We start from the raw sequence: 14,892 nt of genomic DNA, 5'->3' as shown, positions 1-14,892 counted from the left end.
AAGGAGCAGGCACATGGGTGAACTCACCGACAAGATCAAAGGCAATGTCAACGAAGCCATCGGCAAGGCCAAGCAGCAAAGCGACAACCCCGCCACGCGCGACGAAGGCGCTGGGCAGGAGCTTAAAGGCAAGGGCCAGCAGCTCGCCGGCAAGGTCAAGGGCGCGCTCGGCGACGATATCTGAGCCGACCGAGGCAATCTATGAAAAGGGCCGCTCCGGGCAACCGGGGCGGCCTTTTTTTGGGGCCGAAGAGCTTCAGCGTCGCGTCATGGCCGTGATGGTGGTGCCCGGCGTGATCGCCTCGATATCGGTCTTCAGGTGCAGCAGTCGCACCCCCTTCTGCGCCATCGCCCGTTCGAGGGCCGGCGCGAAGGCGGCCGTCGTGTCGACCGTCTCCGCCCAGCAGCCATAAGCCCGCCCCAGCGCCGCGAAATCCGGATTGCGCAGCGCCGTGCCGGATATGCGCCCGGGATATTCGCGCTCCTGATGCATGCGGATCGTGCCGTACCCCCCATTGTCGATCACCAGCACCAGCATGTCGGCGCCGTGCGCCACCGCCGTCGCCAGTTCCTGCCCGTTCATCAGGAAGCAGCCGTCGCCCGCGAGTGCGACCACCATGCGGTCGGGATGGCGCAGTGCCGCCGAGGTTGCCGCGGGTACGCCATATCCCATCGCGCCCGCCGTCGGGGCAAGCTGGCACCCCGGCCCGGCATAGCGCCAGTAACGGTGCCACCAGCCCGAATAATTGCCCGCGCCATTGCAGATGATCGTATCCGCCGGCAGCCGCTCGCGCATCGCCGCCACGCACGGCCCGAGATCGAGCGTCAGGTCGCGCGGGGCAGGGGTGGTCCAGGCCTCATAGTCAGCCCGCGCCTGCGCGGCCGCGTCCAGCGGCGGTATGTCGATCGCCAGCACGCCATCGGCAAATTCGCGCATGCCGGCGCAGATGGCGAGATCGGCGCGGTAGGTGCTGTTGAGCTCGTTCGGATCGGGATGGACATGGACGATCGTCTGGCCGGGATGGTCCGGCGTGATCAGCGTGTAACCGTCGGTCGTCGCCTCGCCGAGCCGCGGGCCGACGACGAGCAGCAGGTCCGCGTCCCTGATCCGCTGCACGAGCTTCGGATTGGGGCCGTAACCGAGATTGCCGGCATAGGCTGGCGAGCTGTTGGGGATGGCGTCCTGCCGCCGGAACGCGGCGATCACGGGCAGCCCACTGCGTTCGGCGAAATTCTGGAAGTCGCGCGTAGCTTCAGCGTCCCAGCCGGCTCCGCCGACAATGGCGACCGGCCGTGATGCCTCACCGAGCAGCCCGGCAAGCTGGCACATCACGATCGGATCGCACGCCTGCACCGGTCGGGCGGCGCGTGGCCGATCGGTCGCGACGACCTCGTCCAGCAGCATGTCCTCAGGCAGCGCCAGCACCACTGGCCCCGGTCGCCCCGACATCGCGATGCTCCAAGCCCGCGCGATATATTCCGGGATGCGGGCGGCATCGTCGATCTTCGCTGCCCATTTGGCGATGGGTCCGAACATCGCCGGGAAATCGATCTCCTGAAATGCCTCGCGATCCTTCGTCCCGCGATCGACATCGCCGATGAACAGCACCAGCGGCTGCGAATCCTGCATCGCGACGTGAACGCCGATCGAGGCGTTGGTCGCGCCCGGCCCGCGCGTCACGAAGGCAACGCCCGGGCGGCCGGTCAGCGCGCCGTCGGCGCACGCCATGAAGCCGACGCCGCCCTCCTGCCGACACACCACCAGATCGATCTCAGGGGTATCGTGCAGCGCGTCGAGCACGGCGAGAAAGCTCTCGCCCGGCACGGTGAAGATGCGGTCGCAGCCTTGCGCGACGAGCTGGTCGACCAGGATGCGGCCGCCGGTGCGTGGGTTCGTCATGGTCCGATTCCTGAACCGCCCGCGGGCAATTTGCTAGTCCGCCATGCTCGAAAAGAGCAGGGGCCGTCACGCTGCGGTAATAATTTGTCGGGAATTTTTACAACTGACGGGCGGTCGCTGAAATCGTTAACCACCGTGATGCGCGGTTTTGCGGGGCTTGACCACTCTGGCATGCCTGCTGCATAGGTTTGCGCATGCCGAGCGTTCATCGCTTCAGCAGGGCGGATTGGTGAGAACCGGTCCGCCCTACCCGGCCTTCCCGCAGAGCGGGTTATTTTATGAAATAGCAGCAGCCGGCTACCGCCCAGTCCCGCGGGAATGGATAAGTTCGGGCTGTCTCGTCCGCCAGCATGGCGGGTCGGCCGCACGCACGTCGCGTGCAGCCGGTCTCGTCAGTTCGCTTGTACGACGCCCTGCTGCTCGAACAGCTGCGCGAGCTCGCCGCTCTCGTACATCTCCATCATGATGTCCGATCCGCCGATGAATTCACCCTTCACATAGAGCTGCGGGATGGTCGGCCAGTCGGAGAACGCCTTGATTCCCTGGCGGATGCCCTGATCCTGCAGCACGTCGACGCTTTCGAAATCCGCGCCGAGATGGTTGAGGATGGCGACCGCACGGCTCGAAAAGCCGCATTGCGGGAACAGCGGGCTGCCCTTCATGAACAGGAGAACGTCGCTCTTGGCGACGATCTCGGCGATCCGGGCCTGTGCGTCATCGGTCACGTGCGTCTACTCCTTCACTCGGGAATCGCGGTGGTGAGCTGGAGCGCGTGAAGCACCCCGCCCATCCGACCGCCCAGCGCGGCATAGACCGCCTGGTGCTGCTTGATGCGGGGCAGGCCCCGGAAACTCTCCGAGGTCACGCGCGCCGCGTAATGATCGCCATCGCCGGCGAGATCGGTGATCTCCACCCGGGCATCGGGAATGCCCCCGGTGATCAGCGCCTCGATCTCTTCGGCCGCCATCGCCATGATTTATGCCGCCCCCATCTTATTCTGATTGCATCAGCTGGCGACGCGCCTCGATCGTCTGATCTTCGATCGCGCGGCGCACCACGCCCTCGTCGATCTCGACCCCGGCTGCAGTCAGGTCGCTGACCAGCTTGCGGATCACGTCCTCATCGCCGGCTTCCTCGAAATCGGCCTGCACCACTGCCTTGGCATAGGCATCGGTCTCTTCGGGGGTGAGCTTCATCTGAGCCGCCGCCCATTGCCCGAGCAGCCGGTTGCGCCGTGCCGTGATGCGGAACGCCATTTCCTCGTCGCGCGCATATTTGGTCTCGAACGCCCGCTCGCGATCGTCGAAAGTGCTCATGGTAACTCGTTCCCCTTGGGCCTTGGCGATTGTTACGGCCGAGATAGGGTGGGGGGACGGCCAAGGCAACGCCCAAGGCAGGGGTTTGTAGGCCTTTCATCCCTCCCATCGCAGATGGGCGGAACCGTTACGCGGCCACCGTCACCACCAGTTTCCCGATCGCCTGGCGCGCGGCCATCTTGGCGATGGCCTTGCCGCCGTCCTCGAACGCGAAGGTTTCGGTCACGCGCGGCGCGATCCGCCCGTCCCTCCACAGCCGGAACAGCCGCTCGATATGCGCCTGGTTGGCCTTGGGATCGCGCGCGGCGAAGGCGCCCCAGAACACGCCGCACACGTCGCAGCTCTTCAGCAGGGTCAGGTTGAGCGGCAGCTTCGGGATACCGGCCGGGAATCCGACCACCAGATAGCGTCCCTCCCAGCCGATCGAGCGCAGCGCCGGCTCGGCATAATCGCCGCCCACCGGATCGTAGATCACGTCAGCGCCATTGGGGCCCAGCGCCGCCTTGAACTGCTCCGCAAGCGCCCTGGACTGGTCCTTGTCGAATGGTGCGCGCGGATAGACCAGGGTCACATCGGCACCCGCGTCCCGCGCGACCGCGGCCTTTTCGTCGGAAGAGACCGCCGCGACGACCCGGGCGCCGAAAGCCTTGCCCAGCTCGATCGCCGCCAGCCCCACGCCGCCGGCCGCGCCCAGCACGAGCAACGTGTTGCCCTCCACGAGTCGGCCGCGATCGAGCAGCGCATGGATCGTGGTGCCATAGGTCAGCAGCAGCGACGCGCCCTCGGCGAAGCTGCGTCCCTCCGGCAGGCGGAACAGGCGCGCGGCATCGATCGCGATCTTCTCGACCAGGCCGCCGGATCCGGTGGTAGCGATCACCCGGTCGCCCGGCGTCCAATCGGTCACGCCATCTCCGACGCTTTCGATCACGCCTGAAATCTCGCTGCCCGGCGCGAACGGCCGGGGCGGCTTGAACTGGTATTTGTCCTCGATGATCAGGACATCGGGATAGTTGATCGAACAGGCCTTGACCGCGATCACCACCTGGCCGGGACCGGCCACGGGATTGGGCAGCTCGTCGATGACGAGGGTGTCAGGGCCGCCCGGCGCCTTCGACAACAGTGCCCGCATAAACCCTGTCTCCGCTCATCCATGGCCGGTATTCGGCCACACCGGATTCGTATTTCGAAATCGCGGTATCCCTTGCCAGCGTCAGGCCGATCTCGTCCAGCCCTTCCATCAGGCACTGGCGGCGGAACGCGTCCAGCTCGAACGAGAATCGGTCCTGGAACGGCGTGGTCACGGTCATCGTCTCGAGATCGATCGTGACGGGATCGGTCTTCGCGACCTCCACCAGACGGTCGACCGCTTCCTGCGGCAGCACCACGGCAACGATGCCGTTCTTGAACGCATTGCCCGAGAAGATGTCGGAGAAGCTCGGTGCGATCACGGCGGCGATGCCCATGTCGGCCAGCGCCCAGGCGGCATGTTCGCGGCTCGATCCGCAGCCGAAATTGTCGCCGGCGATCAGGATCGGCGATCCGGTATAGCGCGGATCGTCGAAGATGTTGCCGGGCTGTGCGCGGACAGTTTCGAACGCCCCTTTGCCCAGCCCCTCGCGCGTGACCGTCTTCAGCCAGTGCGCTGGGATGATCACATCGGTATCGATGTTCTTCGCGCCCCAGGGATAGGCGCGGCCGGCAACTTGAGTGACTGGTTTCATTATCTGGCCGTGGTCATGTCCGCCGGCCGGGCCTTCGCGGTCGCGGCATAGGCCGCGATACCGCTCAGCACGGTGCCCAGGATCAGCAATGCGAGTGCCTTCTTCATGACGCCCCTCCCATAAGGTCGCGGACATCGCTCAACCGCCCGGTGACAGCTGCTGCTGCCGCCATCGCGGGGGAGACCAGATGCGTCCGCGCTCCCGGTCCCTGACGCCCTACGAAATTCCGATTCGAAGTGGAAGCACAGCGTTCGCCCGGCGGCACTTTGTCCGGGTTCATCGCGAGACACATCGAGCAACCCGGCTCGCGCCATTCGAACCCGGCCTGGAGGAAGATCCGGTCGAGCCCCTCGGCCTCGGCCTGGCGTTTCACCAGTCCGGACCCCGGCACGACCAGCGCGCGCACCCCGTCAGCGACATGGCGGCCGTTGGCGACCGAGGCTGCGGCGCGCAGATCCTCGATCCGCGAATTGGTGCAGCTGCCGATGAAGACATGCTCGACCGGCACGTCCTGCATCGCGGTGCCCGGCGTCAGGCCCATATAAGCGAGCGACTTGCGCGCTGCCTCGCGCTTCGCCGGATCGGCGAAGCTGTCGGGATCGGGCACGACGCCGGTGATCGCCACCACGTCCTCGGGGCTGGTGCCCCAGGTCAGCGACGGCGCGATATCGGTCGCGTCGAGGCGCACGCTGCGGTCATAGGTCGCGGCCGGATCGCTCGGCAGCGTCTTCCACCATTCGACCGCCTTGTCCCAGTCGGCGCCCTTGGGCGCCATCGGACGGCCCTTGAGATAGGCGAAGGTGGTCGCGTCCGGCGCGATCAGGCCGGCGCGGGCGCCGCCCTCGATCGACATGTTGGCGACGGTCAATCGTCCCTCGATCGACATGGCCCGGATCACCTCGCCGGTGAACTCCAGGACATGGCCGGTGCCGCCGGCCGCGCCGATCTTGCCGATGATGGCCAGGATCACGTCCTTGGGGCTGACGCCGTAGCCGAGCGACCCGTCGACGCGGATCTCCATCGTCTTCGATTGAGTCAGCAACAATGTCTGCGTCGCGAGGACATGCTCGACTTCGCTCGTCCCGATGCCGAAGGCCAGCGCCCCCAGCGCGCCGTGCGCCGAGGTATGGCTGTCGCCGCAGACCAGCGTGGTGCCGGGCAGGGTGAAGCCCTGTTCGGGGCCGACGACATGGACGATGCCCTGCTCGGCCGCGACCGCATCGATATAGTCGATGCCGAAATCGGTCGTGTTGCGCTGGAGCGCATCGAGCTGCGCCGCGCTCTCGGCATCCACGATCGGCAGGCGCTTGCCCGCCGCATCGAGTCGTGCCGTCGTCGGCAGATTATGGTCGGGCACCGCCAGCGTCAGATCGGGCCGGCGCACCGTGCGCCCGGCGGCGCGCAGGCCGGCAAAGGCCTGGGGGCTGGTCACCTCATGGACGAGGTGGCGATCGATATAGATCAGGCAGGTGCCGTCATCGCGCCGTTCGACGACATGAGCGGCCCAGATCTTTTCGTAGAGGGTCAGGGGACGGGAAGCCATGCGGGCGATCTAACCCTTTCTTGCGCCCGATCAAGCAGCCGGGGCATTTAGTTGCGCATAGCTGCGATTGTCGGTCACCGCCGCGACGTCGGCCTTGCGCCGAGCTGGTCGAGCGCGTCGGCATTGTCGCGGCCCCAGGCATAGAGCAACTCGACCGGAGCGACGAAGCGCGTGCCGAGCGGCGTCAGCCGATATTCGACCGCAGGCGGCACGGTGCCCTGAACATGCCGGCTGACCAGGCCGCTGCCTTCCATCTCACGCAGCGTCTGAGTCAGCATCTTCTTGGAAATGCCCGGCAGCGAGCGCAGCAGCACCCCGTTCCGGGCGATGCCACCGTGCCGCGCGTGCAGGGTGTGCAGGATCATGCTCGTCCATTTCGTCGCGAACAGTTCCAGCACGCGCCGCGGTGCGCAATCTTCGCGCCCTTCCTGCTCTTCGCTGCCGATCTTCATGCTGGTCACCTTTTGGTATCTATGGTCCCAATTGGTGCCGTCTGGAAGCCGCGCACCGCACGCCTTAGCTAGCGTGCCGGACAAGCATCGGAGCAGTATATGAGCGGAACGGCATTGGTGGTCGGCGCGAGCGGCATCGTCGGCAGCGCGACGGCGAGCCTGCTGGTGGAGCAGGGCTGGTCAGTGCTCGGCCTGGCGCGACGTCCCACTGCCCAGGCTGGCGTCACGCCGGTCGCGGCCGATCTGCAGGATGCGGCGGCGACTGCCGTCGCCCTCGCGGACCTGCGGCCAGACTCCGTGTTCATCACGACCTGGCTGCGGCAGGACAGTGAAGCGGAGAATATCCGCGTGAATTCGGCCATGGTGCGGCATCTGCTCGATGCGCTGCGCCCGGCCGGCGGCGCGCGACATGTCGCCCTGGTCACCGGCCTCAAACATTATCTCGGCCCGTTCGAGGCCTATGGCAAAGGCGCGCTGCCGCAAACCCCGTTCCGCGAGGAACAGGGGCGGCTCGATATCGAGAATTTCTATTACGCGCAGGAGGATGAGGTGTTCGCCGCGGCCAAGCGCGACGGCTTCTCCTGGAGCGTCCACCGCCCGCATACCGTGATTGGCAAGGCAGTCGGCAATGCCATGAACATGGGCACCACGCTTGCGGTCTACGCGACGATCTGCCGCGAGACCGGCCGTCCGTTCCGTTTCCCCGGCTCGGCGGCGCAGTGGCATGGCCTGACCGACATGACCGACGCGCGGCAGCTGGCCCGGCATCTGCTCTGGGCGGCGACCACTCCGGCGGCCCGCAACGAGGCGTTCAACGTCGTCAATGGCGACGTCTTTCGCTGGAGCTGGATGTGGGGCCGGATCGCTGAATGGTTCGGCCTGGAGGCCGCCCCGTTCGACGGCACCGTCCAGCCGCTGGAACAGCAGATGGCGGAGGATGCAGCGATATGGCGGCGCATTGCCGAGCGCGATGGCCTGGTCGAGGCCGATCTGTCACGCCTCGTGTCGCCGTGGCATACCGACGCCGACCTTGGCCGGCCGATCGAAGTCGTGACGGACATGTCGAAAAGCCGCCGCATGGGCTTCACTGCCTATCAGCCGACCGACGATGCCTTTTTCGACCTGTTCGCCGAGTTGCGTGCCGACCGGTTGATTCCGCAACCGCGTCCCCAGGTGGGGTCTTCACCACCCGAGCAGCGATTTATTTGACCAGCTCATATTCGGCATAGACGGAAACGCGCACGACATCCTGCCCTTCGGAAATCTGGGTGCCGGGTGCAGCGACATCGAACCGCATCGCCGCCGCGGGCTGACCCGATGCGTAGCCCGGGCTGTCGCGCATGGTGATCACCCGCTTCACCCGCAGGCCGAGATTGCGCGCATAATATTGCGCGCGCTGATCGGCGTCGCGGATCGCGGCGGTCCGGGCGATCTCCGCTATATGTTCGTCGGCATCGGCGGAAAAGCGCGGCCCGTTGATCTGGTTCGCGCCTGCCGCGACCAGCGTGTCGAGCACCGCGCCGCTCTTGTCGATATCCCGGAACACGACCGACAGGCTGTGATTGACGTTGAAGCCCTTGGTCTCTTCATGATTCTCGTAACGGCTGCCGGGCGACAGCTGCATCCCCTGGGTGCGGATGTCCTTGGGGTCGATGCCGTTGCGCCGAAGCTCGGCACGGATCCGCGCCATCGCGTTCGAATTCTGGCGCATGGCGCCGCTGGCGTCGGTGCCGAACGAGGTCACCCCGGCACTGATGGTGATGAGCTGCGCCTGCTGCTTGCTCACACCCGTCCCGACGATCGACACGATCGTATTGTTCTCCGGCCGGTCGACCAAGGTCGCGGCGCCGATGATCCAGGGCGCGATCGCGGCCACACCGAGCACGATGGTCAGGGTGCGGCGATTCCCGGTGGCCATTTCATATCCTCCCTCGACTGGATCATCGGTCTGCACCGGGGGAAATGAATTTGACGGTTCCCATACTGCTTAACGGCGCGACAACCAGGCGTGCGCCGCTGATGCCGTCATGGCGTCGGATCAGCGCACGAACGGGTCGATCGTCCTGATCGTGCCGTCGGGATTATAGAAAAGCTCGGTCACCTTCACGTTGCGCAGGCGTGTCTGCCCGGAAAGCTGAGTGTCCGCGTAAAAGAGCCACGAGCGCCCGTCCCATTCGACGATCGAATGATGAGTCGTCCAGCCATTGACTGGCTGCAGGATGCGCCCGGCATAAGTGAAGGGGCCGTAAGGCGAGGTGCCGATCGCATAGGCGATGTAGTGCGTGTCGCCGGTCGAATAGCTGAAATAATATTTGTCGCCATGTTTGTGCATCCACGATGCCTCGAAGAAGCGGCGGTCGTGATCGCCGCCCAGCAGCGGCTTGCCCGCTTCGTCGAGGATGACGACATCGCGCGGCTTTTCCGCGAACTCGGTCATGTCGGCGCTCATCAGCGCGACCTTCGGCGCGAGCGCCGGCTTGTCGTCGGCGGCCAGATCGGTTTTCGAGCCGTCCGGATCGTAGCGGCCACTGACATTCCGCTGGAGTTGCCCGCCCCAGATGCCGCCGAAATACAGGAAGCTCCGGCCGTCATTGTCGGTGAAGACGGCCGGATCGATCGAGAAACTGCCCTTGATCGGCTCGGGCCGCGCCTTGAATGGCCCCACCGGCGATTTGGATGTCGCGACGCCGATCCGGAACGCGCCCTGCTTGTCCTTGGCCGGGAAGTAGAGAAAATAGGTGTCGCCCTTCTTCGCGGCATCCGGCGCCCACATCTGCTTGGTAGCCCAGGGGACGTCGGCGATATCCAGGGCGACGGGATGCAGCGTCACCGGCCCGCCGATCCGGTCCATGCTCAGCACGCGGTAATCGCGCATCTCGAAATGCGCGCCCATATCGTCTTCCGGCGTGGTGCCGTCGATATCGTGGCTGGGATAGACATAGATCTTGCCGTTCCAGACATGCGCTGAAGGATCGGCGGTGTAGATTTCGGAAACGAGCGGCTGGGACAGATAGGCGGGTCCGGCCGCTTTGGGCTGCTGCCCCGCGGCGACGGAGGTTGTGACGAGCACGGCAAGCGCGCTGGCGGCTAGGAGCATGGGATTGTTCATAAGCGCTCTCCTGACGGTGGCCTCTGTCGGGCGGACGCATCAAGTTAGCGCTAACATGGTCTCGACTGCAAGCACTGGCGGATGGATATGGTCTGGCTTGCGGTGTCACCGCTACACGATTGCGGCATCGGATTACTGCGCCGGCGCCTTGGCCGCCTCAGCGGTCAGATAGGCCTGGATCTGCGCGATCTCGTCGTCGCTCAGCGCCTGCAGCGCCTGCACCGAGATCATCTTCATCAGGCCCAAGTCGCGTCCCGACGTGCCGACGCCGGTGCGCAGCAACTTGCGGAAGGCGGCGGGATCATAGGCCGCCGCCACCGGAGCGAGGGCAGGGGCCATGCCCTTGCCGTCATGCGCCGGCTTCGGCTCCTGCAGCGCGTGGCAGGCGGAGCAGATGACATTGACGAAGTACCGGCCCCTGTCCGCCGGGCGGCCCGGCGTGGAAACGGTGGCGGGATGCACACTCGACGGGATCTTGCCGGCCAGGATCAGGGCGCGGGCCAGGGGACCCGGGCGAGTGACGGCGAGCGAATCGTCCGGCCGCGGCCCGAGGCTGCGAATCCAGGCGACGATCCGCGCGACATCCTCGTCGGCGAGGAAGCCATGGGCATCGGTCGGCATCACATACAGCGCGCTGCCGTCCTTGCGGACGCCGTGGCGGATCGCGCGGACCAGTTCGGCGTCGCTATAGGCAGCGGTCGCCCGCGCCAGGGCGGGCGCCGCGATCGTGCCGAGCATCGCGTTCTTCACCAGCACCTGGCCGCCGCCGTTCGACCCGTGGCAATCGCGGCAACCGGCGATCCGCGCCAGCCGCGCGCCCTCGGCGAGCGACATCGGATCATTGGGAATGGCGACATCGGCGAGCGGCACGTCATGGCCACGGCGCATGGTCCACTGCGATCCGGCATACAGAGCCACCACCGCGAGCAAGATGATCGCGGCCAGGGCCATGGCGATCCGTCCCAAAATACGCATGAAAATTCCCGGGTTCCTCTGAAAATCGAGGAGCGCGCCTAGCGAAGCGGATCGGGAAAGGGTTTGGCGGCGCGACCGGGGCGACTAGATTGCGACGGAGGAACGTTCCTTCGGAGAGAGGTAATCGGCGTCGTGCGCGAAGGGCAGCGGCGCGTTCGCGCGCAACGCGGCCAGCACCGCCGCGAAATCGGTCGCACAGCGAAAACCCAGTTCCCGCTCCGCCAGCGCCGAGTCATAGACCCGGTCGATCGACGCGGGCAGCTGCCAGCCCTGCCGTGCATAAAGCTCGGCCGCATCGGGGAAATAACGCGCGATCACCGCCGGCGCGTCCGCCTTCAGTTCGGCCAGGTCGCCCCGCACGAACGGGGTCGGTGCCGAGGCGATGAACATGCCGAAGCCGATCGCGGGCGCACGCTCCAGTGCCACGACATGCGCTTCGGCCGCGTCTTCGACGGTCAGCCGGCGATGCAGCAGCTCGTTCGCCTTCATGTTCTCCCCCGACAGGATATGATGGGTATCGTCGTCCTCAGGAAAGAAGCGGGAGGTGCGCAGGATGACGACCGGCAGGCCGTGCTCCGCCTGGAACAGCCGGCACAGATGCTCGGCGGAAAGCTTGGTCACGCCGTAGATGTTGCGCGGCTCGAGCGGCGCCATCGCCTCGTCGATCCATACCGCCGATTCGCCCCGCGCTTCGCGAATCGCGGTCGAGATCATCAGCGAGGTCGTCGAGGTGAAGACGAACCGCGCGTTCGCCGCCACCGCCGCTTCGAGCAGGTTGAGCGTGCCGCTGACATTGACGTCGACGAACACCTGATTCGAATAGCGCACGATATCCGGCTTGTGCAGCGCGCCGCCATGAATCACCGCCTCGATCCCGCGCTCGCCGAACAGCCGGTCGATCAGCGCCCGGTCGGCGACGCTGCCGTTCACGTCGGTATCCACGCCCGGTGCGACGTCCAGCCCGGTCACGACATGGCCCAGCGCGCGGAGACGCGGCGCGAGGAAGCGACCGAGCCATCCGCTCGATCCGGTCAGCAGGATTCGCATCGTCTTTCGCCCTCCGGCCCCATCACGCGCGCCCTATCGCAACCCGATGTGGCGGAGCAACTCGCCGGCGTTGCAAAAGCCGGGACGAAGAGCCCTGGGTCAGGCCAGATAATGCGCCGTCGTCTTGGCCGCGATGTCCTCGCTGGTCACGCCGGGCGCGGTTTCGATCAGGCGGAAGGGCGACTGATGGTCGGGCCGCTGGAACACCGCCAGGTCGGTGATGATCATGTCGACCACATTCTTGCCGGTCAGCGGCAGGGTGCAGGCCGGGATGAACTTCGGGTCGCCGTTCTTGCTGGTGTGCTCCATCACCACGATGATCTTCTTCACGCCGGCGACCAGGTCCATCGCACCGCCCATGCCCTTGATCATCTTGCCCGGGATCATCCAGTTGGCGATGTCGCCATTCTCGGCGACTTCCATCGCGCCCAGCACGGTCAGGTCGATATGGCCGCCGCGGATCATCGCGAAGCTCTGGTCCGAACCGAAATAGGCTGATTGCGGGAGCTCGCTGATCGTCTGCTTGCCGGCGTTGATCAGGTCGGGATCCTCCTCGCCGTCGAACGGAAACGGGCCGATGCCGAGCATGCCGTTCTCTGACTGCAGCGTCACTTCCACCCCGGGCGGAATATGGTTGGCGACGAGCGTTGGAATCCCGATCCCGAGATTGACGTAGAAACCGTCCTGCAGTTCGCGCGCGGCGCGCGCCGCCATGTCGTCGCGGGTCCAGGCCATCAGTTCGTATCTCCTTTTAGCGGCAATTCGGTCGCAATGTCGGTGGGCGAAAGGCGTTCGGCGTCGAAGCCTTCCCAAATTCGCGCATAGGCTGCTTGCTCGCTGATCCCGGCAGCGTGCGCGTAGGCGATGGCGCCGTGCCGGGCGCAATCGACCAGCGCGATACCCAGCGCCGCGGGATCCGGGCCGATCGGCCTGGGGTCAATGAAGCAGGTCGCCGGCCCGTCAGCGCTCGCCCAGACTCGCATGAACTCGCGCGAACCGGACAGCAATTGGGCGTGATCCGATACGTCCAGCGTGCCGGGGGTGACGTCTTTCCGTTTTCCGAACATGCTATTTCTCCGTCGGTGCGGGCGGTGCCCACCGCTTGTCCGCGGGAAACACGTCGTCGAACCCGCCCTTCAGGCCGGCGCCGTAGACGGGGTTGGGCAGCACGAACCAGCCGGCCCCCCATTTGGCGGCGATCGGCGCTGCAAGCGTAGTCGCCCGGCGCGGCGCGGGCGTCAGGCCGGCGTTGAACAGGTCGCTGAAATCGCCGAGCTGATCTCCGCCCAGTGCGATCACGCAATATTTCGCGGCGATCACCGCGCGACGGCTGTCCTTCTTCGATCCGGTCGCATCGTCGCCCATCAGGAACAGCGTTTCGCCGTGCACTGCCGGGCCAAGCCCGGCACCGTCGATCGCGGCGGCGGTCTGCGCGGCATTGGCGGCCGAGCGGTTGGTGTTGAACACCACGGTCACGCCGAGCTTGCGTAGCGCCGTCAGTCCCTGAAAGGCACCGGGAACCGCGGCCACCTGACCGATGCCGGTCTTTTCCCAGGCATCCCACCGCGCATCGTCGAAGGGCTGCGGGTTCGCCGCATCATGATATTCATAGCCGAGATTGAGCAGGACGGTCTCGTCGACGTCGAACACCGCGGCGAACGGCTTGCGGCCGCACGGCACGAAGCGTGGCGTCGCGAGTGTCGCGTCGGTGGCCAGCACCACGCTGTTTACCGGGCGACGCCGCACCTGCTGCGCGACATAACCGGTAAGCCCGCGCCATGCCTGCAGGCTGATCGCCGAGCCTTCACCCGATCCGAACAGATATTGCATGCCCGGGGGAACGGTCGGGGCGGGGGGTGGCACCGGTATTGGCGGTGGCGGAGGCGCCGCCCCCTCGACCGGCGGCACATACGGCGCCGGCGCGGCCTGCACCGGCGCCTCGGCATGCGCGCAGCCGGCGAGAAGCGCGGCAAGAGTCAGAATCGTCCCCATCCCGCGTGCGGAAGGGGGCGGGGAAATGCTCACGCGGTCGCCCGCTCGCGCACGGTCCGGAATTCGATCTTCTTGTTATAGGGCGATCCCACGATCATCCGCTTCACATAGATGCCCGGCAGATGGATGCAGTCCGGATCGAGGCTGCCGACCGGGACCACTTCCTCGACTTCGGCGACGCAGATCCGGCCGGCGGTCGCCATCGGCGCGTTGAAGTTGCGTGCGGTCTTGCGGAAGATCAGGTTGCCGCTCTCATCGGCCTTCCAGCCCTTGATGATCGCCAGATCGGCCCGGATGCCGCGTTCGAGGATGAACTCCTCGCCATCGAAGATCTTCACTTCCTTGCCCTCGGCCACCTGCGTGCCGACGCCGGTCTTGGTGTAGAAGCCGGGAATGCCCGCGCCGCCTGCACGGCAGCGCTCGGCCAGCGTGCCCTGGGGGCAGAACTCGACTTCGAGCTCGCCGGCCAGATATTGCCGCTCGAACTCCTTGTTCTCGCCGACATAGGAGGAGATCATCTTCTTGACCTGGCGGCTGCGGAGCAGCTTGCCCAGGCCTTCCCCGTCGATCCCGGCATTGTTGCTGGCGATCGTCAGGTCCCTGGTGCCCGCGTCGCGGATCGCGTCGATCAGCCGTTCCGGAATGCCCGAGAGCCCGAATCCGCCCGCGCAGATCGTCATGCCGTCGAACAACAGCCCATCCAGCGCTGCCGCTGCATCGGGATAGAGCTTCTTCATGGTTGTCTCCAGGTTCATCCTCTTGGCGCGCATAAGCCACCGGTCTGCGCGCCGGTCAATCGCACAGCTGTTGCAACTGCACGTGCAAGAAACGCACGCG

The 14,892-nt window shown here is 66.1% G+C and carries 18 protein-coding genes; 2 read left to right on the top strand and 16 right to left on the bottom strand.

Translation table 11 applies throughout. The features are described from left to right. The first annotated feature begins 13 nt into the window (after nt 1-13). Complete coding sequence (locus U1769_RS13470) at nt 14-184, top strand: CsbD family protein (RefSeq protein WP_332716770.1); 171 nt, start codon at nt 14-16, stop codon at nt 182-184. 72 nt (nt 185-256) lie between these two features. Here U1769_RS13470 and U1769_RS13465 read toward each other — a convergent pair whose 3' ends face one another. The 8 genes from U1769_RS13465 to U1769_RS13430 form a co-directional block, all read right to left on the bottom strand. Further along, nucleotides 257-1,900: a thiamine pyrophosphate-binding protein gene (locus U1769_RS13465; protein ID WP_332716768.1), complete on the bottom strand. Its 1,644-nt coding sequence runs from the start codon at nt 1,898-1,900 to the stop codon at nt 257-259. Nucleotides 1,901-2,292: 392 nt separating this feature from the next. Then, complete coding sequence (gene grxD / locus U1769_RS13460; protein ID WP_332716766.1) at nt 2,293-2,625, bottom strand: Grx4 family monothiol glutaredoxin; 333 nt, start codon at nt 2,623-2,625, stop codon at nt 2,293-2,295. A 14-nt stretch (nt 2,626-2,639) separates the two neighbouring features. Beyond that, nucleotides 2,640-2,873: a BolA/IbaG family iron-sulfur metabolism protein gene (locus U1769_RS13455; RefSeq protein ID WP_299912837.1), complete on the bottom strand. Its 234-nt coding sequence runs from the start codon at nt 2,871-2,873 to the stop codon at nt 2,640-2,642. Nucleotides 2,874-2,892: 19 nt separating this feature from the next. Further along, a complete protein-coding gene (locus U1769_RS13450; RefSeq protein WP_332716756.1) occupies nt 2,893-3,216 on the bottom strand; it encodes a DUF1476 domain-containing protein in 324 nt (107 codons plus the stop codon). A gap of 127 nt (nt 3,217-3,343) precedes the next feature. After that, on the bottom strand, nt 3,344-4,345 hold the full coding sequence (locus U1769_RS13445; RefSeq protein WP_332716753.1) for an NADPH:quinone oxidoreductase family protein: 1,002 nt from the start codon (nt 4,343-4,345) through the stop codon (nt 3,344-3,346). Further along, the gene (gene leuD, locus U1769_RS13440) at nt 4,308-4,937 is read right to left on the bottom strand and encodes a 3-isopropylmalate dehydratase small subunit (protein ID WP_332716751.1); all 630 of its coding nucleotides are present in this window, start codon (nt 4,935-4,937) and stop codon (nt 4,308-4,310) included. The genes U1769_RS13445 and leuD overlap by 38 nt, the downstream gene beginning before the upstream one ends. Before the next feature lie 103 nt (nt 4,938-5,040). Continuing rightward, nucleotides 5,041-6,480 carry a 3-isopropylmalate dehydratase large subunit gene (leuC, locus tag U1769_RS13435; RefSeq protein WP_332716749.1) on the bottom strand — a complete coding sequence of 480 codons (1,440 nt, stop codon included), beginning with the start codon at nt 6,478-6,480 and terminating at the stop codon, nt 5,041-5,043. 74 nt (nt 6,481-6,554) lie between these two features. Next, nucleotides 6,555-6,932, bottom strand: coding sequence for a winged helix-turn-helix transcriptional regulator (locus U1769_RS13430; protein ID WP_332716747.1), 378 nt, complete (start codon nt 6,930-6,932; stop codon nt 6,555-6,557). Nucleotides 6,933-7,031: 99 nt separating this feature from the next. Here U1769_RS13430 and U1769_RS13425 point away from each other — a divergent pair, with 99 nt between their 5' ends. Then, nucleotides 7,032-8,141, top strand: a complete 1,110-nt coding sequence (locus U1769_RS13425) for an SDR family oxidoreductase (protein WP_332716745.1) — start codon at nt 7,032-7,034, stop codon at nt 8,139-8,141. Here the strand turns inward: U1769_RS13425 and U1769_RS13420 are convergent. The 8 genes from U1769_RS13420 to U1769_RS13385 form a co-directional block, all read right to left on the bottom strand. After that, nucleotides 8,134-8,850 carry an SIMPL domain-containing protein gene (locus tag U1769_RS13420; RefSeq protein ID WP_332716743.1) on the bottom strand — a complete coding sequence of 239 codons (717 nt, stop codon included), beginning with the start codon at nt 8,848-8,850 and terminating at the stop codon, nt 8,134-8,136. The genes U1769_RS13425 and U1769_RS13420 overlap by 8 nt on opposite strands. 120 nt (nt 8,851-8,970) lie before the next feature. Continuing rightward, nucleotides 8,971-10,041: a glycoside hydrolase family 43 protein gene (locus U1769_RS13415; protein ID WP_332716741.1), complete on the bottom strand. Its 1,071-nt coding sequence runs from the start codon at nt 10,039-10,041 to the stop codon at nt 8,971-8,973. Between the two features lie 132 nt (nt 10,042-10,173). After that, complete coding sequence (locus U1769_RS13410; protein WP_332716739.1) at nt 10,174-11,016, bottom strand: c-type cytochrome; 843 nt, start codon at nt 11,014-11,016, stop codon at nt 10,174-10,176. An 84-nt stretch (nt 11,017-11,100) separates the two neighbouring features. Then, nucleotides 11,101-12,063: an NAD-dependent epimerase/dehydratase family protein gene (locus tag U1769_RS13405; protein WP_332716736.1), complete on the bottom strand. Its 963-nt coding sequence runs from the start codon at nt 12,061-12,063 to the stop codon at nt 11,101-11,103. Nucleotides 12,064-12,162: 99 nt separating this feature from the next. Beyond that, nucleotides 12,163-12,798 carry a CoA transferase subunit B gene (locus tag U1769_RS13400; RefSeq protein ID WP_332716734.1) on the bottom strand — a complete coding sequence of 212 codons (636 nt, stop codon included), beginning with the start codon at nt 12,796-12,798 and terminating at the stop codon, nt 12,163-12,165. Then, nucleotides 12,798-13,130 (bottom strand): DUF5076 domain-containing protein, encoded by a 333-nt coding sequence (locus U1769_RS13395; RefSeq protein WP_332716731.1) that lies wholly within the window; start codon nt 13,128-13,130, stop codon nt 12,798-12,800. The genes U1769_RS13400 and U1769_RS13395 overlap by 1 nt, the downstream gene beginning before the upstream one ends. Before the next feature lies 1 nt (nt 13,131). Next, nucleotides 13,132-14,055 (bottom strand): HAD family acid phosphatase, encoded by a 924-nt coding sequence (locus U1769_RS13390; RefSeq protein WP_443030348.1) that lies wholly within the window; start codon nt 14,053-14,055, stop codon nt 13,132-13,134. Nucleotides 14,056-14,084: 29 nt separating this feature from the next. Further along, complete coding sequence (locus U1769_RS13385; protein WP_332716729.1) at nt 14,085-14,792, bottom strand: CoA transferase subunit A; 708 nt, start codon at nt 14,790-14,792, stop codon at nt 14,085-14,087. Nucleotides 14,793-14,892 lie beyond the last annotated feature (100 nt).

It is taken from the genome of Parasphingomonas zepuensis, from assembly GCF_036663735.1.
Taxonomy (GTDB): Bacteria; Pseudomonadota; Alphaproteobacteria; order Sphingomonadales; family Sphingomonadaceae; genus Sphingomonas.
Note: the sequence above shows the minus strand (reverse complement) of the source record. Positions and strands in the feature narration are given on the sequence as shown.